Origin of the sequence: Geobacillus vulcani PSS1 (assembly GCF_000733845.1) — a bacterium.
Lineage (GTDB): Bacteria > Bacillota > Bacilli > Bacillales > Anoxybacillaceae > Geobacillus > Geobacillus vulcani.
The window spans coordinates 2,090,461-2,115,519 of the sequence record NZ_JPOI01000001.1; the positions used below are offsets into that span (position 1 = coordinate 2,090,461).

General features: G+C 53.9%; 24 protein-coding genes. 17 read left to right on the forward strand and 7 right to left on the reverse strand.

The genetic code is table 11. The features are described from left to right. Positions 1–602: 602 nt before the first annotated feature. From N685_RS0111280 to N685_RS0111315, 8 genes are all read left to right on the forward strand, one after another. Positions 603–2,651, forward strand: coding sequence for a methylmalonyl-CoA mutase family protein (locus N685_RS0111280; RefSeq protein WP_031408417.1), 2,049 nt, complete (start codon positions 603–605; stop codon positions 2,649–2,651). Beyond that, complete coding sequence (gene scpA / locus N685_RS0111285) at positions 2,635–4,830, forward strand: methylmalonyl-CoA mutase (protein WP_031408419.1); 2,196 nt, start codon at positions 2,635–2,637, stop codon at positions 4,828–4,830. Before N685_RS0111280 ends, scpA begins: the two co-directional genes overlap by 17 nt. Further along, complete coding sequence (gene meaB / locus N685_RS0111290) at positions 4,827–5,975, forward strand: methylmalonyl Co-A mutase-associated GTPase MeaB (protein ID WP_031408420.1); 1,149 nt, start codon at positions 4,827–4,829, stop codon at positions 5,973–5,975. The genes scpA and meaB overlap by 4 nt, the downstream gene beginning before the upstream one ends. Before the next feature lie 32 nt (positions 5,976–6,007). Beyond that, positions 6,008–6,445 (forward strand): BrxA/BrxB family bacilliredoxin, encoded by a 438-nt coding sequence (locus tag N685_RS0111295; protein ID WP_031408422.1) that lies wholly within the window; start codon positions 6,008–6,010, stop codon positions 6,443–6,445. A 215-nt stretch (positions 6,446–6,660) separates the two neighbouring features. After that, positions 6,661–6,834, forward strand: coding sequence for an AbrB/MazE/SpoVT family DNA-binding domain-containing protein (locus N685_RS19580; protein ID WP_156961391.1), 174 nt, complete (start codon positions 6,661–6,663; stop codon positions 6,832–6,834). Positions 6,835–6,902: 68 nt separating this feature from the next. Beyond that, complete coding sequence (locus N685_RS19875) at positions 6,903–7,058, forward strand: hypothetical protein (RefSeq protein WP_193363901.1); 156 nt, start codon at positions 6,903–6,905, stop codon at positions 7,056–7,058. A gap of 265 nt (positions 7,059–7,323) precedes the next feature. Beyond that, a complete protein-coding gene (locus tag N685_RS0111310) occupies positions 7,324–8,298 on the forward strand; it encodes an aromatic acid exporter family protein (protein ID WP_031408423.1) in 975 nt (324 codons plus the stop codon). A gap of 69 nt (positions 8,299–8,367) precedes the next feature. After that, positions 8,368–8,874, forward strand: a complete 507-nt coding sequence (locus N685_RS0111315; protein WP_031408425.1) for a L,D-transpeptidase — start codon at positions 8,368–8,370, stop codon at positions 8,872–8,874. 48 nt (positions 8,875–8,922) lie between these two features. Here N685_RS0111315 and prli42 read toward each other — a convergent pair whose 3' ends face one another. Continuing rightward, positions 8,923–9,015 (reverse strand): stressosome-associated protein Prli42, encoded by a 93-nt coding sequence (prli42, locus tag N685_RS19585; protein WP_156961392.1) that lies wholly within the window; start codon positions 9,013–9,015, stop codon positions 8,923–8,925. Between the two features lie 150 nt (positions 9,016–9,165). Between prli42 and mce the strand changes: the two genes are divergently transcribed. The 6 genes from mce to gndA all read left to right on the forward strand — a co-directional run bounded on the left by mce (position 9,166) and on the right by gndA (position 14,936). Beyond that, positions 9,166–9,591 carry a methylmalonyl-CoA epimerase gene (mce, locus tag N685_RS0111325; RefSeq protein WP_031408427.1) on the forward strand — a complete coding sequence of 142 codons (426 nt, stop codon included), beginning with the start codon at positions 9,166–9,168 and terminating at the stop codon, positions 9,589–9,591. Beyond that, complete coding sequence (locus N685_RS0111330; protein WP_031408429.1) at positions 9,588–11,138, forward strand: acyl-CoA carboxylase subunit beta; 1,551 nt, start codon at positions 9,588–9,590, stop codon at positions 11,136–11,138. Before mce ends, N685_RS0111330 begins: the two co-directional genes overlap by 4 nt. Positions 11,139–11,367: 229 nt before the next feature. Further along, entirely contained in the window at positions 11,368–12,492 is a 1,125-nt protein-coding gene (locus N685_RS0111335; RefSeq protein ID WP_031408431.1) for a tripeptidase T, read from the forward strand. A 118-nt stretch (positions 12,493–12,610) separates the two neighbouring features. After that, a complete protein-coding gene (locus tag N685_RS0111340; protein ID WP_031408433.1) occupies positions 12,611–13,096 on the forward strand; it encodes a chemotaxis protein CheW in 486 nt (161 codons plus the stop codon). A gap of 82 nt (positions 13,097–13,178) precedes the next feature. Further along, complete coding sequence (locus tag N685_RS0111345) at positions 13,179–13,370, forward strand: hypothetical protein (protein WP_031408435.1); 192 nt, start codon at positions 13,179–13,181, stop codon at positions 13,368–13,370. Between the two features lie 156 nt (positions 13,371–13,526). Then, complete coding sequence (gene gndA / locus N685_RS0111350) at positions 13,527–14,936, forward strand: NADP-dependent phosphogluconate dehydrogenase (RefSeq protein WP_031408437.1); 1,410 nt, start codon at positions 13,527–13,529, stop codon at positions 14,934–14,936. Between the two features lie 760 nt (positions 14,937–15,696). Here gndA and N685_RS0111360 read toward each other — a convergent pair. The 4 genes from N685_RS0111360 to N685_RS0111375 all read right to left on the reverse strand — a co-directional run bounded on the left by N685_RS0111360 (position 15,697) and on the right by N685_RS0111375 (position 20,159). Beyond that, a complete protein-coding gene (locus tag N685_RS0111360; protein ID WP_031408439.1) occupies positions 15,697–17,622 on the reverse strand; it encodes an FtsX-like permease family protein in 1,926 nt (641 codons plus the stop codon). Further along, positions 17,619–18,374, reverse strand: coding sequence for an ABC transporter ATP-binding protein (locus tag N685_RS0111365; RefSeq protein WP_031408441.1), 756 nt, complete (start codon positions 18,372–18,374; stop codon positions 17,619–17,621). Before N685_RS0111365 ends, N685_RS0111360 begins: the two co-directional genes overlap by 4 nt. A gap of 94 nt (positions 18,375–18,468) precedes the next feature. Further along, positions 18,469–19,473: a sensor histidine kinase gene (locus tag N685_RS0111370; protein WP_031408443.1), complete on the reverse strand. Its 1,005-nt coding sequence runs from the start codon at positions 19,471–19,473 to the stop codon at positions 18,469–18,471. Beyond that, complete coding sequence (locus tag N685_RS0111375) at positions 19,470–20,159, reverse strand: response regulator transcription factor (protein ID WP_031408446.1); 690 nt, start codon at positions 20,157–20,159, stop codon at positions 19,470–19,472. The genes N685_RS0111370 and N685_RS0111375 overlap by 4 nt, the downstream gene beginning before the upstream one ends. A gap of 237 nt (positions 20,160–20,396) precedes the next feature. On the opposite strand from N685_RS0111375, the gene N685_RS20155 reads away from it, so the two are divergent. From N685_RS20155 to N685_RS0111390, 3 genes are all read left to right on the forward strand, one after another. After that, positions 20,397–20,528, forward strand: coding sequence for a hypothetical protein (locus N685_RS20155; RefSeq protein ID WP_272945218.1), 132 nt, complete (start codon positions 20,397–20,399; stop codon positions 20,526–20,528). Positions 20,529–20,632: 104 nt separating this feature from the next. Beyond that, positions 20,633–22,444, forward strand: a complete 1,812-nt coding sequence (locus N685_RS0111385) for a hypothetical protein (protein ID WP_031408448.1) — start codon at positions 20,633–20,635, stop codon at positions 22,442–22,444. Between the two features lie 255 nt (positions 22,445–22,699). Further along, entirely contained in the window at positions 22,700–24,067 is a 1,368-nt protein-coding gene (locus N685_RS0111390) for a glycoside hydrolase family 1 protein (RefSeq protein ID WP_031408450.1), read from the forward strand. 142 nt (positions 24,068–24,209) lie between these two features. Here the strand turns inward: N685_RS0111390 and N685_RS0111395 are convergent, their stop codons facing one another. Together N685_RS0111395 and N685_RS0111400 are read right to left on the reverse strand one after the other, a co-directional pair. Further along, positions 24,210–24,626, reverse strand: coding sequence for a PIN domain-containing protein (locus N685_RS0111395; protein WP_025948590.1), 417 nt, complete (start codon positions 24,624–24,626; stop codon positions 24,210–24,212). Then, positions 24,627–24,935: an AbrB/MazE/SpoVT family DNA-binding domain-containing protein gene (locus N685_RS0111400; protein WP_031408454.1), complete on the reverse strand. Its 309-nt coding sequence runs from the start codon at positions 24,933–24,935 to the stop codon at positions 24,627–24,629. Positions 24,936–25,059: the final 124 nt, after the last annotated feature.

A 25,059-nucleotide genomic window follows, 5' to 3' on the forward strand; every position in this document is an offset into this window, starting at 1 on the left:
GGATGGAATCAGTAGCATTTTGCACTAAATCACCAGTCTCCTAGAAGGCCGGTGAAAAACGGCTGAGTTCCTTCATCAATGGGAGAACACGTGAAAGGCAGGACCGATGCACCAAGGTTTTTCTAGTTGAGAAGTGACATTGCAAAGCTGGATCCAGGATTAAATCACCAGCTTTCTAGGTTTCACCAGCCGATGTCGCATTCATTGGACGGCTTAACGCAACGAACGCGGAACAAACGCTGCTTGATTTTGATAGCGCTAATCGTCGCATTCATTCGACGGCCTAGCGCAACGAACGCGGCATTGGCGGTTGATGGGGAACGTTCAGGGAACGACTCTTCGGTTGAATCATGTGGTCGGAAACAAAAGCGCACCTTCGCGGTTTTGTGCGCAGCTCCCCTTTGCCAACAGCCAGGAACAAGGTGTTTTGTTCATTGCCCAAACGCGGCCGATGTACTACAATAAACATAGAACCCGTTTTTTCCCACCAAAGCGCGGCTTCATTCGGTTGACGTGAGGTGCCATCGGGTGTGGCTCGTTTTCAGGTGGAAAAACGAAAGCGGTTTCTTTTTTGGCAGAAAGACGCGAAAGGGGATGGGGAAATGAGCGATGTCGCGAAGATGAAGGAAGCGGCGTTTCCGGCTCCACCGATGGAGGAGTGGGAGCGGGAAGCGGAACGGTCGCTGAAAGGCAAGCCGCTCGAGCGGCTTGTGACGATGACGTACGAAAACATAGCGGTGAAACCGCTTTATACGCGCCGCGATGTAGAGGCGCTCGGCCCGCTGGAGCAGTATCCGGGCTTTGGTCAGTACGTGCGCGGGGCGCGGCCGGAAGGGTATCGGGGCGAGCCGTGGAAGGTGAGCCAAGAGATTTCGGCGGCAAGCCCGTCCGACTGGAACGAGGCGGTGAAGCATGACTTAGCGCGGGGACAGACGGAAATCCATTTCGCTCTCGGGCGGCTGCCGTTTGCCGTCGAGTCGGTTGAGGATGTGGCCGCGATGTTGGATGGCGTGCCGCTTGACCGCTATTCGCTCCGTGTGGACGCCGGGGCGCGGTCGCTTCCGTTTTTGGCGCTTTTGGCCGCTTATTTCAAGGAACGGGGCGTCCCGCTATCGAGCGTGCGCGGCGCCATTGGCATGGATCCGCTCGGCGCTTGGGCGGAACAGGGGACGCTCCCGTGTTCGCTTGAGCGGCTGTATGATGAAATGGCGGAAGTGACGAAGTGGACGACGGAACAAATGCCTGCCGTTCGCACGATTTTCGTGCGCGGCGAGCCGTACCATAACGGCGGGGCGAACGCCGTGCAGGAGCTCGCGTTTTCGTTGGCGGCGGCCGTCGAGTACATCCGCGCCGGGTTGGACCGGGGCTTGACGATTGATGACATCGCGACAAGGATGCAAGTGTCACTGGCGGTCGGAGCCGACTTTTTCATGGAAATCGCCAAGCTGCGGGCAGCGCGGCGGTTGTTTGCGCAAGTGATCGAAGCGTTTGGCGGCGGCGAATCATCACGGCGCATCGAACTGCATGTGCGCACGTCTCCCTTTACGAAAACGGTGTACGATCCGTATGTGAATATGCTTCGCGCCGGAGCGGAAGCGTTTGCGGCCGTTGTCGGCGGCGCCGATGGCGTGCATGTGTCGCCGTTTGACGAAGCGATCGGGCTCGCTGATGCGTTTTCGCGGCGCATCGCCCGCAACACGCAGCTCATTTTGCTTGAAGAGGCGCATCTCGCCCAAGTCATCGATCCGGCGGGCGGCTCGTATTATGTGGAGACATTGACGGCAAAACTTGCCGAAGCAGCGTGGAAGCTGTTCCAGCAGGTGGAGGAAAAAGGCGGCATGAAACAAGCGCTTCAAGACGGCTTCGTGCAGTCGGAAGTGGCGGCGGTTGCCAAGCGGCGGCTTGAGCGCGTCAAACAGCGGAAAGAAAAAATCGTCGGCACGAACGTGTACGCCAATTTGGAGGAAACGCCGATCGAAAAGCCGAAGCAAGCCGCAGTGAACATGGTGCTGCCGTTGGATGAACAGCGGGTGGCCGATATTCGCAGCACGCTTGTCAGCGGAAAGTGGATGGAAACGATGATTCGTGCGGCCCGCCGTCGAGCAACCGCTCGGGAAATGGCAGCGGCGCTGGCCGATGGGAAGGAGGCGGCGGCCATCGCGCCGATTCGCGCATGGCGTTTGGCTGAGCCGTTTGAGCAGCTGCGGAAGGCGGCCGAGGAGCATGCGGAGCGCACGGGAAGCCGGCTTTCCGTTCACTTGATCAATATCGGGCCGCTTGTCCGCCATCAGGCGCGCGCCGATTTCATCGCCGGGCTGTTTGCGGCCGGCGGGGTGGCGGCTGAGCGAAGCGACGGCTTTGCCTCGGTCGAGGAAGCGGTCGAATGGGTGCGGAACACGAACGGGACGCATTATATCGTGTGCGGCGTGGATGACGACTACCCGGGGTTCGTTCCGGCGTTGGCTGAGGGGTTCAAGCAAGCCAAGCCGAACGCGAAGCTGTATGTCGCCGGAAAACCGCCGGAAGAGCTCGAGAACACGTACGCGGATGCGGGTGTGGATGGGGCAATTCATCTCGGTTCGAACGCGTACGATGTGATCGTGGCGTTTCTCACGGAAAGAGGGGTGGCGTTGGATGGCGAAGTACGTTGATTTTACAAAGATGACGCTTTCCGCGGCAGCGGCCGATGTGGAGGAGAAACAGTGGAGAGACGCGGTGGAGCGGCGCGTGCAAGCGTCGATCGATGAACTGTTGTTTCAGACGAACGAACACATTGCCGTGAAGCCGCTTTATACAAAAAATGACATCGATGGGCTCGATTTTCTTGATTATATGCCCGGGCTGCCGCCGTACTTGCGCGGACCGTACCCGACGATGTATGTCGTGCGGCCGTGGACAATCCGCCAATACGCCGGTTTTTCGACGGCGGAGGAAAGCAACGCGTTTTACCGGCGCAACTTGGCGATGGGGCAAAAAGGGCTGTCGGTCGCCTTTGACCTGGCGACGCACCGCGGCTATGACTCCGACCATCCGCGCGTCGTCGGCGACGTCGGCAAAGCAGGGGTCGCCATCGATTCGGTGCTCGATATGAAAATTTTGTTTGACGGCATCCCGCTTGACCAAATGTCGGTGTCGATGACGATGAACGGGGCGGTGCTCCCGATTATGGCGTTTTACATCGTCACCGCCGAAGAGCAAGGAGTGACGCAAGACAAACTGTCGGGCACGATCCAAAACGATATTTTGAAAGAATATATGGTGCGCAACACGTACATTTACCCGCCGGAGATGTCGATGCGCATCATCGCCGACATTTTTGCCTATACGGCCAAATACATGCCGAAATTCAACAGCATCAGCATTTCCGGCTACCATATGCAAGAAGCCGGGGCGCCGGCTGATTTGGAGCTGGCGTATACGCTCGCGGACGGGCTTGAGTACGTGCGCACCGGCTTGAAGGCGGGCATTGACATCGACTCGTTCGCCCCGAGGCTGTCGTTTTTCTGGGCGATCGGCATGAACTACTTTATGGAAGTGGCGAAACTGCGCGCGGCGCGCCTCATGTGGGCGAAAATGATGAAAACGTTCAACCCGAAAAATCCGAAATCGCTCGCGTTACGGACCCATTCACAAACGTCAGGCTGGAGCTTGACCGAGCAAGATCCGTTCAACAACGTTGTGCGCACGCTCATCGAAGCCCACGCGGCGGCGATGGGGCATACGCAGTCGCTCCATACGAACGCGCTCGATGAGGCGATTGCCTTGCCGACCGATTTTTCGGCGCGCATCGCCCGCAATACGCAGCTGTACTTGCAGGAGGAGACGGGCATTTGCCGGACGATCGACCCGTGGGCTGGTTCGTATTACGTCGAGACGTTGACGAACGAACTGATGAAGCGGGCGTGGGCGCATATTGAAGAAATCGAAAGTCTTGGCGGGATGGCAAAAGCGATCGAAACCGGCATTCCGAAAATGCGCATTGAAGAAGCAGCGGCCCGCCGCCAAGCGCGCATCGATTCAGGGGCGGAAACGATCATCGGGGTGAACAAATACCGTCCGGAAAAAGAAGAGCCGATCGACATTTTGGAAGTGGACAACACCGCCGTGCGAAAGCGGCAAATCGAACGGCTGAACGAGCTGAAGGCGACCCGCGACAACGAGCAGGTCGAAGCGGCGCTAGAGGCGATTACGAAAGCGGCGGAAACGGGCGAAGGGAACTTGCTTGAGCTCGCCGTCCAAGCCGCGCGCGTCCGCGCCACCCTCGGGGAAATTTCGTACGCCATTGAAAAAGTGGCGAAGCGTCATCGCGCGGTCATCCGTTCGATCAGCGGCGTCTACAGTTCGGAATACAAAAACGAAGCGCAGCTCGAACGGGTGAAGCGACGGGTGGAGCAATTCGCCGAACTTGAAGGGCGCCGTCCGCGCATCTTGATTGCGAAAATGGGGCAAGACGGCCATGACCGCGGGGCGAAAGTGATCGCGACCGCGTTTGCCGATTTAGGGTTTGACGTCGATATCGGCCCGCTCTTCCAGACGCCGGAAGAAACGGCGCGTCAGGCGGTCGAAAACGACGTGCACGCGGTTGGCATCAGCTCGCTCGCCGGCGGACATAAGACGCTCGTGCCGCAGCTTGTGTCGGAGCTCGAAAAACTCGGCCGCGATGATATTTTAGTCATCGTCGGCGGCGTCATCCCGCCGCAAGACTACGCGTTCTTGTATGAACACGGCGCCGCCGCCATCTTCGGGCCAGGCACGATCATTCCGGAAGCGGCGGACAAAGTGCTCGATGAAATTTACGCCCGGCTCGGCTATGAGGACGTGAGCGAATGAACGGCGAAGAGAAACGATGGGAACAGACAAGCGCCCAGAGCGCGGCTTCGGATGGGCCGCCGCGCCGCCCGGAATGGGCGGACGGCGAGAGCGCGTCATCCTACGTGCACGCCGAACGCCCGCCGGCGCCAAAGCGGATCGTGAAGCGGAAAGAGCGGTCGGTGGACGAGTACGTCCAAGGGGTGCTCGCCGGCGACCGCACGATGTTGGCGCAGGCGATTACGTTGGTCGAAAGCAATGCGGCTCGTCATATCGATCTCGCCCAGCACGTGCTTCATGCCCTGCTCCCGCACGTCGGCCGCTCGATCCGCATCGGCATCACCGGGGTGCCGGGGGCGGGGAAAAGCACGTTCATTGAAGCGTTCGGGACGTTTTTGTGCGAACAAGGGCACCGCGTCGCCGTCTTGGCCGTCGACCCGACGAGCTCGTTGACCGGCGGCAGCATCCTCGGCGACAAAACGCGGATGGAGACGCTCGCCCGACATCCGCTTGCGTTCATCCGTCCGTCGCCATCCGGCGGGGCGCTTGGCGGCGTGCACCGGAAAACGCGCGAGACGATGATGCTGTGCGAAGCGGCCGGCTATGACATTATCCTCGTTGAGACGGTCGGCGTCGGCCAAAGCGAGTTTGTCGTCCGCGGGATGGTCGACTTTTTCCTCCTGTTGGCGTTAACCGGCGCCGGCGACGAGCTGCAAGGGATGAAGCGCGGCATCATGGAGCTTGTGGACGCCATCGTCATCAACAAGGCGGACGGCGATAATAAAGAAAAAGCGAAAGCGGCGCAAAAAGAATACAACCAGTTTCTCCATTACCTGCGCCCGGCCACGCCCGGCTGGGAGACGAAAGCGTACACGTGCTCGGCGCTGCTGGGCGAAGGGATCGCCGACATGTGGCGCGTCATCCAAACGTTCGTCGAGACGACGAAGCGATCCGGCGTCTTTTTCGACCGCCGCCGCCAGCAGCAAAAAGACTGGATGCACGCCATGATCAAAGAATATATCGAAACGCGCTTTTTCACTGACCCGATCGTGAAAGAAAAGCTCCCAATGCTCGAGAACAGCGTCATTTCCGGCGCCAAGCCGGTCACCGCCGCCGTCAAAGAGCTGATCGAGGCGTATGAGCGGAAGCGGAGCGGCGAACTATGATATGATAAAGGGAAAGCGAAGGAGGTGTCACGATGTTCCAATTTCAATTTCCGCTCTATAGCGACATCGTCGAACAAGCGCGGCGCGAAGCGGTCGAAGCCGGATTTGAAGAGCTGCGCACGCCGGAAGACGTCGACGACGCGTTTCGCCGTCCGGGCACAACGCTTGTCCTCATCAACTCCGTGTGCGGCTGCGCCGGCGGCATCGCCCGTCCCGCAGCGGCCCACGCCGTCCACTACGACAAGCGTCCGGATCATTTGGTGACCGTCTTTGCCGGCCAAGACAAAGAAGCAACGGCCCGCGCGCGCGAGTATTTTGTCGGCGAGCCGCCGTCCTCGCCGTCGTTCGCTCTGCTAAAAGACGGGAAATTGTGCGCCATGCTCCACCGCCACGACATCGAGGGGCACGAGCCGGTGGCGGTCGTGCAAAAGCTGCAGGCGCTGTTTGACGAATATTGTGAGGAAGTGTGAATGGAAACACCCGAAGCCAAAGAAGGCTTCGGGTGTTTGTATGATTGGTGGAGATGATGTTCATGAACATTGGACAAAAGCAGGGGCCAATCATTGTGTTTGCTTTCGCTCCGTGTTATGATGGTTAGTAAAGCAACCAAGAAATTTGGTTATGTTTCAGGAAAGAGAGGAATAATATGGTACCATCAGATTCGATGACAAAGGAGAAGGTACCGATGGACAAACTCCCAGATGACAAGAAAAAACGTGTGAAGCGCATTGCTGTATCAAGTAAAAAACAAATTACAATCCCTAAAGATTTTTATGAGCAATTAGGAATTGGAAATGAAGTGCTGATTGAGCTAGCGGATAATGTGAAAATTTTTACGAAGAGCTGCAGCGTTATATGAAGACGAACCGAGCGCCGTTTTCGAAGGCATAGATCTATTTAAGACAATGGCTAAAGGAGAACGGTGGCATGGATGAGCAGGAATTGATTAGACTATTGCACCAGCATGCGTTTCGGTTGCTGTTGTATTTGAAAAACGTCATTGCCGCGTCGAAGCAAGTGGCGGAGTATATTGACGACATTGTCGGCGTTTACTCATGCGACGTGCTTTTTTCGCCGTGCTGAACGAGACGATCCGGCGGGAAATCGAGCGCGATGGAAAGACGATTGATGAGAACGCCTGCTCATAAAACGTGCCTCTTTTTTGTGTCTAGCACGGTCTATCCCACATGAGCGGACAGCCGTCTTTTTTTGCCCCTCCGCGGCGGTTGGGGCAGATGGGCTTCAGGATGCAGGGCGCGTGAGCCGAAGATTGTCCGTTTTTCCTTGCATCGAAAGCGCCGTCATCGGTACAATGAAGTCGGCAACCATTGGCAAAGGAGACGGCGCGATGAAAATCGGCTATCGGACGTTGAAAACGGCGGTCGGGGCGGCGCTGGCGATCGCCATCGCTCAGTTTATCGGCCTTCACAACTTCGCTTCTGCCGGCATTATCGTCATTTTGTGCGTTCAAGTGACGAAAAAGCGGTCGCTTGAGACCGCGCGGGCCCGTTTGGCGGCGTGCGTTGTCGCGATCGGGTTTGCGGCGTTGTTTTTTGCCGTCTTCGGTTACCATCCGTGGACGATCGGGCTGCTGCTGTTAGTGTTTATTCCAGTGACCGTCCGGCTGAAAGTCAACGAAGGCATTGCGACTAGCTCGGTGATCATTTTGCATTTGTATGCGGCCAAGGAGATCACATGGGAATGGGTCGTCAATGAGCTGCTGTTGGTCGCTGTCGGCATCGGGGTGGCGCTCATCGTCAACATGTACATGCCGAGCGCCGAGAAGCAGCTCAAAGAGTACCAGCGCATTGTCGAGGATTTGTTTCGCATCATTTTAAAAGAAATCGTGCGCTATTTGCGCACCAATGAGCTCGATTGGGATGGGAAGGAGCTGCCGCTTGCCGCGGAGATGCTTGAGCAGGCCAAAAAGCTAGCGATGCGCCACGCCGACAACCAACTATGGAGGAACGAAGATGAATACGTCCGCTACTTCCGCATGCGTGAGCGGCAGCTGGAAATCATCGAGCATATGCTTCCACTTGTGACGTCGCTGACGTACACGGTTGAGCAGCGGATGATGATCGCCAATTTTATCGACGAATTAAGCGACGCCATTCACCCGGGAAATACGGCCGATCGGTTTTTGCGGCGTCTTGCCGAGATGCGCGAGCAGTTTAAGGAGATGCCGCTGCCAACGACCCGCGAGCAGTTTGAAGAGCGGGCGGCGCTGTTTCATTTAGTGCGCGAATTGGAGCGATATTTAATCATCAAAAGCCAATTTCATCCCGGAAACGAACCAAAACAGCAGCGGCTTAAGGCATGATACAGGGCATATGTCCATCCGTTTTGGCGCACACTATGGCCAAACGCTCAAACAAAGGATGGACTGATGATGCGAATTTGGTTGGTCATTTGTCTGGCGATGGCTGTGGTGTTCGCGGCGCCTTTTCAGGCGGCGGCGGAGGCGAAGCCGCTTGTGATTGTGAACAAAGCGCTCAATCAACTGGCGCTCGTCCGCGACGGCCGCATCGAAGCCGTTTATCCGGTGGCAACGGGGGTGAATGCCGAACTGACGCCGGAAGGACTGTTTACCGTGACGGTGAAGGCGAAAAACCCGTATTATCGGAAAAAGAACATCCCGGGCGGAGCGCCAAACAATCCGCTCGGCACAAGGTGGATCGGCTTTAACGCGCGCGGGACGGACGGGCGCATCTACGGCATTCATGGTACGAACAACCCGGCGTCGATCGGCGGCTACGTTTCGCAAGGCTGCGTGCGCATGCACAACCGCCATGTTGAGCAGCTGTACGAACGGGTGTCGATTGGCGCCAACGTGCTCATTCTTCGCAGCAACGAATCGTTTTACGCCATTGCCAAACGATACGGCGCCGTCGAATGAAAAACGCAAGCTTCCGGTTTTGGAGCTTGCGTTTTTTACGGAGTGCGGTTAAAACCACATGCTGATGCCGGCAAGAAGCGTCGTCAGCAGCATGCAAATGAGCATCAAATAGACAATGAATTTTTGTGTTTTGCGCGACAACGGTCCGTCCTCCTTCCGTCCGCTGTTCTACGTTTATTGTAACGGCAAACAGCAGGGCGGACAAGGAAAAACAAAAAGCAGGATTTTTTGTCGAAACGGCGAATCATACATGGTTGGATGGATCATTTTGCAGCAAAGGGGTTGCAGACGATGCAAGTGAAAAAAGTCGACCATATCGGCATTGCTGTCCGCTCGATCGAGAAAGCGCTTCCGTTTTATACGGATGTGCTCGGCCTGCCGTTTCTTGGCATCGAGGAAGTCGAGTCGGAGCAGGTGAAAGTGGCGTTTTTGCAGGCCGGAGAGGCGAAACTGGAGTTGCTCGAGCCGCTGTCGCCAGAGAGCGCGGTGGCGAAATTTATCGAAAAGCGCGGTGAAGGGATCCATCACGTGGCGCTTGGCGTCGAGGACATCACCGAGCGCATCCGTGAGCTGAAGGAGCACGGCATCCGCATGATTCAAGATGCGCCGAAACGCGGCGCCGGTGGGGCGCTCGTCGCCTTCATGCATCCGAAATCGACCGGCGGCGTGTTGTATGAACTTTGCGAGCGAACGAACCAAACGGAGGGACACCGATGAGCGACATGTACGACAAAATCAACGAACTGTATGACCGCCGACGTGAGATTGAACTGGGCGGCGGCGACGAGAAAATCGAACAGCAGCACGCGAAAGGGAAGCTGACCGCGCGCGAGCGGATTGACTTGCTTTTGGACGAAGGAACGTTTGTCGAACTCAATCCGTTCATCGAGCACCGTTGCACCGATTTTGGCCTTGGGGAAAAGAAGGGGCCGGGCGATGGGGTCGTCACCGGCTACGGGAAGATCAACGGCCGCACGGTGTTTGTGTTTTCGCAAGATTTCACCGTTTTCGGTGGGGCGCTTGGGGAAATGCATGCAAAAAAAATCACGAACATCATGGATTTGGCGGCGAAAACCGGGGCGCCGGTCATCGGCTTGAACGATTCGGGCGGCGCCCGCATTCAAGAAGGGGTCTTGTCGCTGGACGGGTACGGGCACATTTTTTACCGCAACGCCATTTACTCCGGGGTTATTCCGCAAATTTCCGTCATCATGGGGCCGTGCGCCGGTGGAGCCGTCTATTCGCCGGCCATCACCGATTTTGTGTTCATGGTCGAAAAAACGAGCCAAATGTTCATCACTGGCCCGAAAGTGATTGAAGCGGTGACCGGGGAGAAAATCAGCGCCGAAGATTTAGGCGGCGCCCGCGTGCACAACACGATCAGCGGCAACGCCCACTTTGCGGCGGCGAATGAAGAGGAGGCGCTCGCCGAGGTGCGGCGGCTGCTTGGCTATTTGCCGTCAAACAATAACGAAAAGCCACCGTTTGGCCCGATTCCGGACGGGGACGACTACCGGCCCGATTTGGCCGATGTCGTGCCGATTGACGCCGTCCGCCCGTACGATGTGCGCCATGTCATCGCCCACGTCGTTGATGACGGATCGTTTATGGAAGTGCAAAAAGATTTTGCGAAAAACATCGTGATCGGCTTTGCCCGCATCAAAGGCGAGGTGGTGGGGCTTGTGTGCAATCAGCCGAAGTTTATGGCCGGGGGGTTGGACATCGATTCGTCCGACAAGGCGGCGCGGTTCATCCGTTTTTGCGATTCGTTCAACATCCCGATCATTACGTTTGAGGACGTCACCGGCTTTTTCCCGGGCGTCAAGCAGGAGCACGGCGGCATCATCCGCCATGGGGCGAAAATTTTGTACGCCTACTCGGAAGCGACGGTGCCGAAAATCACCGTCATTTTGCGCAAAGCGTACGGCGGTGCGTACGTCGCTTTAAACAGCAAATCGATCGGCGCCGATGTCGTCTATGCGTGGCCGAACGCCGAAGTGGCCGTCATGGGGCCGCAAGGGGCGGCGAACATCATTTTCGCGAGCGAAATTGAAAACAGCCCGAATCCGGAAGAAACGCGGGCGCAAAAAATTGCCGAATACCGCGAGAAATTCGCCAACCCGTACGTCGCCGCCAAATACGGCATGATCGATGACGTCATCGACCCGCGCGACACGAGAATCAAGCTCATCCAAGCGCTCGAGATGCTTCGTCATAAGCATGAAGAGCGGCCGAAGAAAAAGCATGGCAACATTCCGCTGTAAGCGATCGAAGAGGGCGTCTCCAAAAGCGATGGAGCGCCTTCTTTGTCATTACGAATGCCTATAAAATAGCAGGCAGCATTTTTCTTATGGATGGGATTGTTTTTTTCTCTTTGGCAACGAAAGACGGGGACAAGGGGTCCGCCGCCTCCTGCTCAGCGTCCAGTTTGGTGTTGGGCGAGAGATTCCGGTATACTGAAAAGGGAAACTATACATAGGAGGACGAATGCGGATGGTGAACGAGCAACGTCTTGTCGACGAATTTTTGGAGCTCGTGCAAATCGATTCGGAAACGAAGCATGAAGGTGAGATCGCCAAGGTGCTGAAACAAAAGTTTGAAGCGCTCGGCCTTGAGGTGATCGAAGACGATGCGGCCGCGAAAACAGGGCATGGCGCCGGCAACTTGATTTGCACGCTGGCGGCGACGAAAGACGGAGTCGATCCGATTTACTTCACATCCCATATGGATACGGTCGTGCCGGGCAAAGGGGTAAAACCGTCGATTCGCGATGGCTATGTCGTCACCGACGGAACGACAATTTTAGGCGCCGATGACAAAGCCGGCTTGGCGGCGATGTTGGAGGCGATTCGGGTGTTGAAAGAGCAACACATCCCCCACGGCTTGATTCAATTCGTCATCACGGTCGGGGAAGAGTCGGGGCTCGTCGGGGCGAAGGCGCTCGATCCGTCGTTGCTCAAAGCGAAATACGGCTATGCGTTGGACAGCGACGGCAAAGTCGGCAACATCGTCGTCGCCGCGCCGACGCAGGCGAAGCTGAAAGTCGTCGTGCACGGCAAAACCGCTCATGCCGGTGTGGCTCCCGAGCGCGGGGTGTCCGCCATTACGATCGCGGCCAAAGCGATCGCGAAAATGCCGCTCGGCCGCATCGATGAGGAGACGACGGCCAACATCGGCCGCTTCGAAGGCGGCACGCAAACGAACATTGTCTGCGATCGCGTCGATATTTTAGCGGAAGCCCGCTCGCTCGTCCCAGAAAAAATGGAAGCCCAAGTGGCGAAGATGAAAGAGGCGTTTGAAACGGTTGCCGCGGAAATGGGCGGTCGCGCCGATGTCGAGGTGGAGGTGATGTATCCAGGCTTTCAATTCGGAGACGGCGACCATGTTGTGGAAATTGCCAAACGGGCGGCGGCGAAAATCGGCCGGCCGTGCGAGCTGCAGCGAAGCGGCGGCGGCAGCGATGCCAATATCATTGCCGGCTTCGGCATTCCGACGGTCAACCTTGCTGTCGGCTATGAAGAAATCCATACGACGAACGAGCGGATGCCGATTGAAGAGTTGGTCAAACTGACGGAAATGGTCATCGCCATTGTCGAAGAAGTCGCCAATGCTGAGTGAGCATCCCGAGGACGGATGCTCTTTTTTCTTCGGACGCCGAAATCCGCTGAACATTCAGCCGGAATCGGCCGATAAAAAAAGCAGACACGATGTCAATCATGAGAGAGGTGGCAGGGGAATGGACAAATATGTGGTCTTTCGCGTTGAGCGGGAACAGTACGCCGTTTCGATCGCGTATGTCGTCTCCATTGAAAAAATGACGGCGCCGACCGCGGTGCCCCATATGCCGGACTATATGGCCGGCGTCGTGCGCATCCGCGGCGAGCTCATGCCAGTGCTTGATATGCGGAAGCTGTTGTACGGCCGGGCCATCGAAGAAACGGACCAGACGCGCCTTGTCGTGGCTGCGGTTGATGGTTTGTCAGTGGCGTTTATCGTCGATGAGGCAAAGGAAATCGCTGATATTGAGTCTGGGGCGATTAAACCGCTTCAACTGATGTCCGCGGAGCGCACGCCGTATCTTGTCGGGATGGCGACGCAAGAGGACCGGCTGTTGACCGTGCTTGACCCGCGCGTCTTGTTTGCCCATTTGGATGAGGCGGAAGAGATTCGTGCGCAAGTGGCCGCTGCCCGAGCGGCTGCCCAAGAGAATGAGGCAATATAGGTGTTGGCCTATACCGTTTTTTCTTCCGCGCATATCCTAACCATGGAAATGAACTTCAACCGATGAAGAGGAGGCGCATTCCATGGTTCGACCGTTTGGCCCGTATCCGGGCGGCTTTTATCCGCCTTACTATGGCGGCTACGGCCACTATCCGTATGGCTACTATCCTTATTGGTACGGGGGATATGGCGGCTATCACCACTTTCCATACGGGATGCATGATGGCCACTATCCGTTTTCGCCGTACGGCTTCCCGCACTATGGAGGCTACTAAGCATGAGGGGCGTTACGCCCCTTTTCGTATGAACATGCCAAACAAAGCCCGTCTTGCCGCCCCGTTCCTAAATCGGTTTAGAAAAACTTGCAGGCAAGTGTAAACGTATGGTATGTTGTTTGATGAACAAACCAAAACGGAAAGGGACGTTGGACAATGGTGAAACAGCAAATCGGCGTCATCGGACTGGCGGTCATGGGGAAAAACTTGGCGCTCAACATCGAAAGCAAAGGCTATTCGGTGGCGGTGTACAACCGTTCGCGCGAAAAAACGGATGAGTTTTTGCAAGAAGCGAAAGGAAAAAACATTGTCGGTACATACAGCATCGAAGAATTCGTCAACGCCTTGGAAAAACCGCGGAAAATTTTGCTGATGGTGAAAGCGGGAGCGCCGACGGACGCGACGATCGAACAGCTGAAGCCGCATCTGGAAAAAGGCGATATTGTCATTGACGGCGGCAATACGTACTTTAAAGATACCCAGCGCCGCAACAAAGAGCTCGCTGAACTCGGCATTCACTTTATCGGCACAGGGGTGTCCGGCGGTGAGGAAGGGGCGCTGAAAGGCCCATCGATCATGCCGGGGGGACAAAAAGAAGCGCATGAGCTCGTACGCCCGATTTTTGAAGCCATCGCCGCCAAAGTCGACGGCGAGCCGTGCACGACGTACATCGGTCCGGACGGCGCCGGCCATTACGTGAAAATGGTGCATAACGGCATCGAATACGGCGACATGCAGCTGATCGCCGAAGCATACTTCCTGCTCAAACATGTGCTCGGCATGGACGCCGCTGAACTGCACGAAGTGTTTGCCGACTGGAACAAAGGCGAATTGAACAGCTATTTAATCGAAATCACCGCTGACATTTTCACGAAGATCGATGAAGAAACAGGAAAGCCGCTTGTTGATGTCATTTTGGACAAGGCCGGGCAAAAAGGAACGGGCAAATGGACGAGCCAAAACGCGCTCGATTTAGGCGTGCCGCTGCCGATCATCACCGAGTCGGTATTCGCCCGCTTCATCTCGGCGATGAAAGACGAGCGCGTGAAAGCAAGCAAAGTGCTGGCAGGCCCGGCGGTGAGGCCGTTTGAAGGCGACCGCGCCCACTTCATCGAAGCGGTGCGCCGCGCGCTTTATATGAGCAAAATTTGCTCATACGCCCAAGGGTTTGCGCAAATGAAAGCGGCGTCTGAGGAATACAACTGGAACTTGCGCTACGGCGACATCGCCATGATTTTCCGCGGCGGCTGCATCATCCGTGCGCAATTTTTGCAAAAAATTAAAGAGGCGTACGACCGCGATCCGGAGCTGTCGAACTTGCTCTTGGATCCGTACTTCAAAAACATCGTCGAAAGCTATCAAGACGCGCTCCGCGAAATCGTCGCCACCGCGGCGATGCGCGGCATTCCAGTGCCAGGATTCGCCAGCGCCCTCGCCTACTATGACAGCTACCGAACGGCGGTGCTCCCGGCCAACTTAATCCAAGCGCAGCGCGACTACTTCGGCGCCCACACGTACGAACGCGTCGATAAGGAAGGCATTTTCCATACGGAATGGTTGAAGTAAGCAAAAAACCCTTAGAGCCGCATGAGGTTCTAAGGGTTTTTGGCGCTTGATGAAACTTCTCTCCAACCGTTGACACTGCATGTAAGTTGCCCGACATCGTCGCCCGGCGGACCTTTCCGTTCACGCTGGGCATCTGATTACGTGCGTCGATAAATGGCATCGCCGACAATAATCGTGATTAAAGAGATCAGTATCGTCAATTTGACCGCTTTGTAGTCTAAAAGCGCAGCACTTGTTCTTCAAACATGTAGATGAAAAAGAAAATGATCATCAGCACGGCGAGAAATAAGGCAAATCGTTTTTTTCGATTCATGAAGAGAAGTTCTCCCTCTATCTCCCCTTAATATACTTACAATGAATTTTTATTGGAAAATTTTTAAAAAACAAGAGCCTTTATTCCCATTTTTAAACCTGTAGATGAGCAAATTGGCTAACATACATTGACAATTAAACAAAAAAGAGACATGAACCGGACTCCTCGGTTGGAATCGATGTACCACCAACTGCCGACAAGGAGGTCCATGCCTCATGGATCGGTGAGCACATGATCAAGGAAGTGAGACAACCTGATCCTTTCCTCCCCGGCCCTCTAGGAGGGCGGTGATTTCAGGAAGCATGCCGCTTCCCGGCATCATTTCTCAAATAGAGAAGCCTTGTAGCATCGAGGCTGCTTTTCACACGTTCCCTCGTTGATCAGGGGAAACGGCGGTTTTTCACCAGTCTTCTAGGTGCTACATTCTGCACGAGCCCCGTTCTAAGCTCATAGCGCCTCACGAAGCAGCTGTTTGTCATAACGTACAGCCAACATGCCAAACAGCGAATAGCAGACCGTGTAAATCGCCATCACCGTCAACATCGGCGTCCACAGTTCGGTGCCGAAAAAGAACCAGCCGGAACGGACGGCAAAATAGCTGTGAGACAATCCAAGAAGCAACGGAACCCCAAAGTAGAACAGCTGTTTCTGTCGGATGCCCCTGAAAAAGTCTTTTTCGGTGAATCCGAGTTTGCGCAAAATGGTGTAATTCGGCCGCTCTTCTTCGCCGGCGCCCATTTGCTTAAAGTAAAGAATACAGCCGGAGGTGACCAAAAAGGCGAGCCCTAAAAAGGTGACAACAAACATGATCAATCCGAATGTCTGTTTTTGATGGCGGCTCATGATCAGGCGCGAATCGGCGATGGAGGAAAACTCCATGCGTTGAAACAGCTGATCAGCCCGCTCGATATTTGTTTCGTCAGTCAGGTGAATTCCGATATGCACCTTTTTCGTTTGTGGATCGGTTTCTTTTTGCAAGCGAGCAAACATCGTTTGATCGACGACGACGGTGGGCATGCCGTGCGTGAAATGGTAGTTGACGTAATAGCCTTTTTTCATCCCAAGGTAATGAAGTGGGACCATGCGGCCGTTTTCTTCTAAGCGAATCGTTCCCGTTTCTTTAAACGGCAAGAATTGGCGGAGAATGTCCTGATATCCCGTCAGCACTGCTTCCCCGGGCTTGACATCGATGCGGCCTGTACTTGTGTCGCTGATCACCGATAGCAGCGCGGCGGACGGCTGAAACTGGAGCCGGCTTTGATCAGCGATGTCTAAAATCATTGAAATATCAGTCGGTGCTTCAATGACATCGATCATCGTTTCCCGATAGCGAATATCATGAGATCGCAGCGCCGCCGTAAAACGGGCGGCATCTTTTTTGTCCGTGAACGCAAAGTCGGCGGCGACGTAGTTTTGCGCGGCCTGTTCGGCTGAATAGTAGGAAATATAGCTTAACGAAATCAACCCGATCGCGATGGCCGACACGGTCGTGATGATGGTGAGCAGCAAGGCATTTGATTTGATGCGAAACATAAGCGATGACATGGAAAGCACGTCGTCGATCGACAAATAACCGCCTTTCCGCTTCCGCCATAGGTGGAAGAGAAAGCTGATCGTTCCTTTAAAAAACAAGTAGGTGCCGATGATGACCGCGCCTAAAATGAATGCCATGGCCATGAATAAGCCTTGAACGCTCTTCCAGTCGCTGCTAAACAATTTCAACGATATACCATAGCCGCTGCCGATGAGGATGATCCCGGCCATTCCCACGACCATGTTCCATACGGATACATGTTTTGCTTCGGTTGTGGATGTCGTGCGGAACAAGGATACAATCGTCTGTTTTTTGAGAAACAAGCGGTTCATACCCATCATGAAGACATCGATCACGCTAAACACAATCAACGTTTGCACCAATGCTCGGCCCGAAAAGGAAAGAGACGCCTTGACTGGAATATCGATGATTTTAAACAAAATCATCATCAACAGCTTGGAAGCGGCAAATCCCATCAATATGCCGATGATCAGCGTGCCGTAATAAAGAATGACGTTTTCGGCCGCCAGCATCAAAAAGATGTTTCGTTTCGTCATGCCGATCAGCTGCAAAAGAGCGATCTCATGGCCGCGCCGCTGGATAAACAAGGAATTGGCGTACAAAAGAAAGACGGCGACAATCACGATAAGAAGCACCGCGCCCGTGCGGACGGCCGCCGCCCCTTTCACTCCCCCTTTGATGGCATCAAGGGATGGGTCGTACTGCAATGTCACGAACGCGAAATACAAGGCGGAAGCAAACATCAAAGCAAACACGTACAAATAATAATGTTGGATGTTTTGTTTCAAGTTGCGGAACAAGAGTTGCTTCATGCTCATGGCCGAACACCACCTAGCACGCCTTGTGTTTGCATAATGGCTTGGAAAAACTGCTGCTGCGTTTCGGTTCCTTTATACAGTTGCGTATACAATTGTCCGTCTTTGATAAAAACGACACGGCTCGAGAAACTGGCCGCGACCGGATCATGGGTGACCATGATGATCGTCGTCTTCCGTTGTTTATTGAGTTTTTGCAGCTTGTGCAATAAATCGGAAGCTGATTTCGAATCGAGTGCGCCGGTCGGCTCATCGGCAAAAATGATGCTCGGCTCATGGATGAACGCCCGCGCCGCGGCCGCGCGCTGTTTTTGCCCCCCAGAAATTTCGCTTGGATAGTGGTTTTGGATGTCAATAATGCCAAGTTCAGACGCCAATTCGGCAAATTTCTTTTCCGCTTCTTGCTTGGGCGTTTTCGTAATCGATAAAGGCAAAAGGACATTTTCCTTCACCGTCAGCGTGTCAAGCAAATGATACTCTTGAAAAATGAATCCGACATGGCGCTTGCGAAATTCCGCCAGCTCCCGGTCTTTCATGGCGACGATGTTGTTTCCTTCGATGAAAATCGCGCCCTCGCTCACCCGATCGATGGAGGAAAGGACGTTGAGCAGTGTCGTCTTCCCTGATCCCGACGGGCCCATGATCGCGAGAAACTCTCCTTTCTCCACGCGCAAATCAATGCCTTTGAGCACTTCTTGTTGATTTTTCTTTGTTCCGTAAATTTTGCGGATGTTGGTTGCTTCGAGTATCGTCATTTCCTGTTCCCCTCCTTCGTTTCTATCATAAACAAAACGGTTCTTTTTCTCCTTTGTTTGCTCGAACAAAACAAGACAGCATGTGACAGTTTTGTCACATGCCGTGCATTCGGATCAGGTCGTTTTCCTGGGGAAATACGATCGTAAAGACCGTCCCGCGCCCCGGTGAAGATTCGACGTGAAAGTCAAGCAGAAGCGGTTGGGCGGCTTTTTTCGCCAAATACAGCCCCATTCCCGTCGCCGCTTCGTTTTGGTGTTCGGCAGTGGAGGTGAAGCCCTTGTCAAAAATGCGCGGCAAGTCCTTCGGATCAATGCCGCGGCCGAAATCTTGAATCTGCAAGTGGATATGGCCGTTTTCTAGAAAACTTTTCACGATAATGTCGCAAGACTCGCTATATTTCACCGCGTTCGTCACGATTTGCCGGATGATAAACGAAAGCCATTTGGCATCGCTGAGCACCGTGCGGACGTTCAATTGCAGATCAAAGCCGATGCCTTTTTGCATGCACCATGGCTGCAACGGTTTGATTTCATTGATGAGAAGCGGCTTGAGCTCGACGTGTTCGATGTATAAATCGTTTTCCATGTGAGGGAGCCGCCGCTGATGGAGCTGCTGATCGAGCAGCAAATGAATGCGCAGCCATTCGTATAGGAGCGATGATTTGGTGTTTTCCTCCTCGACTCGTTCGATCATGAGCCGCATGGCCGTCAGCGGCGTTTTCATTTCGTGAATCCATGTCAGCAGTTCATCTCTCTCTTGTTCCAACGCTGTTCGGCAGACGGTCAGTTCCTGTTTCCATTGGTCCATTTGGCTGGCCATGGCGCGCTCAACGATGCGTTCGAACGGACTTGCCGCCTGCAGGCTGGAAGCGGGGTCCAAGGCAAGATGGCACGTTTGCAGCCGTTGATAAAATGCCGTTTCTTTTTTCCAACGGATGATGGCAAAGACGGCAAAGAGGATGGATGTTAAAAAGACGATATAAAGAGCGGAGGAAAAGGGAATCGTCGGATCAAGATAAGCGACAAACAGAATGAACAGCTCGAGGAACACAAAGAAGACAAGCCAGCTTTTTCGTTCCATCAAGTAGTCTTTGATCATGAGCCGATCCCCTCTTCCTTTGCCATATACCCTTGTCCCACTTTCGTTTCGATGAAACGGCCCAAGCCCAGTTCGTCAAGCTTTTTCCGCAGCCGATTGACATTGACGGTCAGCGTGTTGTCGCTGATAAACCGTTCGTCTTCCCACAGCTGTTCGATCAGTTCTGTCCGCGTTACAATCGTGTTTTTCTTGTTCAACAGATGTTTTAAAATCAACAGTTCGTTTTTCGTCAGCTCCACCGTTCCTTGTTCATTGGTGACCGTGCTTTTGGCATAGTCGATGGTGGCGCCGCACCACGTTTGCAGGTGGATGGGGCCTGTATTGTAATCGTACACGCGCCGGAGCAGCGCCTGGATTTTCGCGATCAGCACGTCAAAATGAAACGGCTTTTGGATGTAATCATCCGCCCCAAGCTGCATGGACATGACCATGTCGGTCGGATGGTCGCGCGACGATAAAAACAAGATCGGGACGTTCGAATGCGCGCGGATTTGGCGGCACCAGTGAAATCCATCAAATTTCGGCAGCTGGATGTCAATGATGACAAGGTGTGGCTGGCAGTGCGAAAATTCTTCCATCACCCGGCTGAAATCACGGATGCCGCAAACGTTGTATGACCATTGTTCGAGACGTTGTTTGATTTCTTGAAACAACGTGGCGTCGTCTTCAATGAGTAAAATGTTCAATTTTCTCTCACCACACTCGTTTCGATTCAACACTCTGTTTTCATTATACTTGTTTGAACGCAGGGGGAAAAGAAGCCTAGAAAGCGGGTGATTGAAGGAGCATGTTGCTTCGCCGCCTTGTTTCTCCAGTGGAGAAACCTTGTGGCATCGGCTTCTCGTTTTATGTCATCCGACGTCGGCTAGGGGCCATTGCTGTTTTTCACCGCCCGGAAGATGGGAAAGCAATGAGAGACAAACATGATCATGTTCGTCGCCTTGCCACTCATGAAAAAACAGCGATTGGCGGCAGTTGGTGGGCGCGGCCGAACGGCGGGCGTATGGCAAAAAGAGCTTGAAGTGATGAGCAACGATGGGCTATCATGGATATGAAGGATGGTTCAGGAATGGGCCAATAGCGGCGCTTGATTGTTTGCGCGATGCTATGCGCAAGGAATGCATTGAAGTTAGAAATCATCGTTCGACGGGGGAGTGGAATGGGAACAACATTCAGGAAAGGTTGTTTATTTTGTCTCTTCTTGTTTATCTGTCTTGTCCATGTGTCTCCTTCCGCTAAAGCGGAAGCGGCCGGACCGCGTACGCAACAGCTTCCTGGGCGCGTGCTCGATTGGGTTATGGACGATCAAAACGGGTATATTTATGCGCTCACGGAAAAAGGGACGTTATTGTTTATTGAAGCCGGCACATTGTCGATCAAAAAGCAAGAAACCGTTTCTCTGCGGGCATACAGCGCTTTATGGCGGAAATATGCCCAACGGTCGATCACTCTTCTTTTGCGGGACGGGAAGCTGTATGTACCGTCTGAAACATCGATAGACGTTTTTGACGTCAAAACGAAACGGCTGATTCAACGAGCCCCGTATAGCGGATTGCCGTTTGGCCTGTTGGGCAACAAAATCGTCACTTTCGGAGAGCGGTACGGGCGCGGGAAGACGACGTATGAGATGTATATGTGGGATTTGGCGGCGAAACGCCAAACAAGCCGGCTGATTGCTGACCCCAACTTTTCTGCCGTTTTTTCAGCGGAAAATACGTTGGTGTTCGATGAGAAGCGAGGTCTTGCTTTCATCGGCCGCAATTTTGCCATTCCTGATTTAGCGGTGTTGCGCCTGTCCGATTTGAAGGTGGTGAAGCGAGTTTCGTATCAAGGGCCGAGGGGCAGCGAGCCCACCCATCCGCTCATCGTTGACGGAAACGATGTGTTTTTTGCGGGTCGGCGCATTGATGCCGGAAATATCAACATGGTGCACGACTGTTATAACGGCCCTGTTTTGGATGTTCAACGGACCTACGTTGTGACAAATGAGGCGGTGTATGACCGTTACACCTCTGCCAAGGTCAGCGCGCTCCCGTTCCCGACGAACTATGCGCTGATGGATGCGAAGTACAATTTGTACTTGATCAAAGAAGGTGAAAATCGAATTTACAAATATCCATTGCCGGCCGATGAGAGCTATTACGTTCGATCGTCCCATTATGCTTTCACCAATGTGCCGATTTCCCGTTTGGCTTATGATTCATCGACCGGATGGTTGTATGTGTTGTCTGCTGAAGACAGCAAACTGTTTGTCATTCGCGCCAGCGACATGAAAATAGTGAAAGAAATTCATCCCGGACCGCAGCCGACGGATATAGAAATTGATGGCGGCAAGGTGTATGTTGCGCTGTCGGGAGCGACGAAAGTGGCGATTTACGACGCCAAAACCATGCGGTTTCTTGGAACGGTGCCGCTGATCGCTGCTCCGCGCACATTGGCGATTGGGGGCGGGAAAATTTTCTTCACCGACAATAGCCGCACATTGATGGGAGCGATTGCCGTTTATGATATGAAAACGAAAAAACAATGGCGGATCCCGAAGGCATTCATCAACCCGATGATTGTGTATGACAAAAAACAAAATGTATTGTATGTCGGACAGGAAGGAACATCGGATCACGACCTGTATGCGGTGCGGCTTTCCGATTGGCATGTTTCGGAACTGTTGTCCCTCCCTGGAGGGGACGATGCCTTTTTTATGAACGGCGGGGAGATTTTTTACGGAACGGCGCGCATCCATCCAGCCCATTCTGGCGCATTGGTGGCCGCACAATTTCCGGAGCCGCTGCGGGCGGCGAGCCGTCAATATATCATTACCAGTCGAGCCATTTATAACCGGGCAACAGGAACGAAAATCGCCGATTTGTCATCGGAAGCGTTGCTTGCAGCGGCTGGGGATGATGGAATGATCTTCACGTATCAAAAAGTGGTTGCCAACCATTATTTGATTAAGCAAAAACCGTCTCGATAAACCGCCGTTGCTTGGGGAGACGGGTGCTTTGCCAGAGCGGCATGGAAAAGAAGCGAACCAAAACGTGTTCACAACGTCTAGACGGGCTCGCACCTCCGCCCGTCTAGTTTTATAACGCTGCCATACAAGCAGTCAAGGACGCATCAAAATGCAGTCGCCTCATGACGTCTAGTTTTATAACGATGCCATGCAAGGATGATGTTTAAGGCGTTCAATCACGGAAACACGTCCGTTCACAGATAGGAGGGTCGTTCCATGTCACAACAGCGCAAATCGATCATCCCCGACGGCTTTTTATGGGGCGGGGCGGTGACGTCGTTCCAGACGGAAGGGGCGTGGAATGAAGGAGGCAAGGGGTTGTCGATCGTCGATGCGCGCCCGATTCCGGAAGGCCATTCCGACTGGAAAGTGGCGGTTGACTTTTACCATCGCTACAAAGAAGACATCGCTTTGTTCAAGGAGCTCGGCTTTACCGCCTACCGGACGAGCATCGCCTGGACGCGCATTTTTCCGGATGGGGAAGGGGAGCCGAATGAAGCGGGCTTGGCGTTTTATGACGCCGTGTTTGATGAATTGAGGGCGAACGGCATCGAACCGGTCATTACGCTGTACCATTTCGACTTGCCGCTGGCGTTGGCCAAGAAATACAACGGCTTTGCCTCGCGGAAGGTCGTTGACTTGTTTGAGCGGTACGCGCGCACCGTGTTTGCGCGCTACCGTGGGAAAGTGAACTATTGGCTGACGTTCAACGAACAAAACTTAGTGCTCGAACAACCGCATTTATGGGGGGCGATCTGCCCGGATGATGAAGACCCGGAAGCGTTTGCCTACCGCGTCTGCCATCACGTCTTTCTCGCCCACGCCAAGGCGGTGAAGGCGCTGCGCGAGATCGCTCCCGAGGCGAAGATCGGCGGGATGGCGACGTATTTGACAACGTATCCGGCGACATGCCGCCCGGAAGACGCTTTGGCGAACGTGCAAGCGAAAGAGCTGTTCATTGATTTCTTCTTTGATGTGTTCGCCCGCGGCGTTTATCCGCGCTATGTGACGAATCGGCTGGAGAAAAAGGGGATCCGCTTGCCGCTTGAGGCAGGCGATGAGGAATTGCTGCGCACGCAGACGGTCGATTTTTTGTCATTTAGCTACTATCAAAGCCAAATCGTCCGCCATCAGGAACAAGATGAGCGGATCATCAAAGGGCTTGAGCCGAACCCCCACTTGCCGAAGACGAAATGGGGCTGGGCGATCGATCCGCTCGGCTTGCGGATTGCCTTAAAAGACGTGTACGCCCGCTACCAGATGCCCATTTTCATCACCGAAAACGGCATCGGGCTTGAGGAGGAGCTAAACGAGAACGGCACGGTCGACGATGACGAGCGGATCGACTATATGCGCCGCCATATTGAACAAATGAAACTGGCGATCGAAGAAGGGGTCGAGGTGATCGGCTATTTGATGTGGGGAGCGACCGATCTGTTAAGCTCGCAAGGCGAGATGCGCAAGCGCTACGGCGTCATTTTCGTCAACCGCGATGATCAAAACTTGCGCGATTTGAAACGTTATAAGAAAAAAAGCTTCTACTGGTTCCAGCGCGTCATTCGCACGAATGGGGAGGAGCTGTAAAGCAAGAACGAGTTTCAAAAGAGGGGCTGACCCAAAAGGTCGCCTGCCTTCAAGATAGGCACAACATACAGTGCGGCAGAAGCAGTCAGTACGTATATAGCGATGAAAGAGGGCGTCCCGGTCCTTTTGGGACACCCTCTTTTTACCAGTCCTTAGGGCGACCGTGGCGAATGTTCAATCGTTTAAAATGTTTGTCCCAAGTAACGACATCTTCTGGGGGATTCGCTTTTGCATGAGCGGCGATATACGCGTCAATGAAATCGACCTTTTTCTCGCCGTAATCTCGAAGCGCTTGTTGCACAACATCTTTTTCCTCTGTTTCGATCCCAATCCCGTTGGTAAACTTTAATAAGGCGGCGGAAATGTCGGACGGCGATGCTTGATAGACGGAAGCCAGCACCCAGCAACATTCCGCGACGACGAGCGGATTAAGGCGCAAAATCAATTCTCCTGCTTCTACTTTCTGCAACATGTCCCCAACTTCTTCCGCAAGCTCTTGGGGATGGCCGGTCATGATTCGAATCACGACATTTGTGTCAATCCATAGCTTGCGAGCCACTTAGTTTTCCTCCCCGTCTTTCAATTCTTTTGCTCCCATTGTACGATATACTTCATCTCGGATTTCCTCAATAGGGCGGAACGGCTGATTGGTTTTGAGAATGCCGATTAATTGTGACAAGCGATATTTCTTCGTGACTTCCACTTTTACTTCTCCATCTTGGTTGACAATAAACGTCAGATCATCGCCTTCGGTGAGGCCTAATGTTTTCCGGATTTCAGCAGGAATGACCACTTGCCCTCGGCTGGACAGCTTGCTTGTCGCTTTCATGACGACCGGCGATGATTGTGAAATATTCCTTTTCTCCATTGGTGCGTTTCGCTCCTTCTTTTCAATACTTACTTTTATTATATGTCTTATTTGTATGCTTAATCAATCATTGGAAATCATATTATTTTTTGTGTAGTAAGAAGTTGTGTGGGGGACAACAACA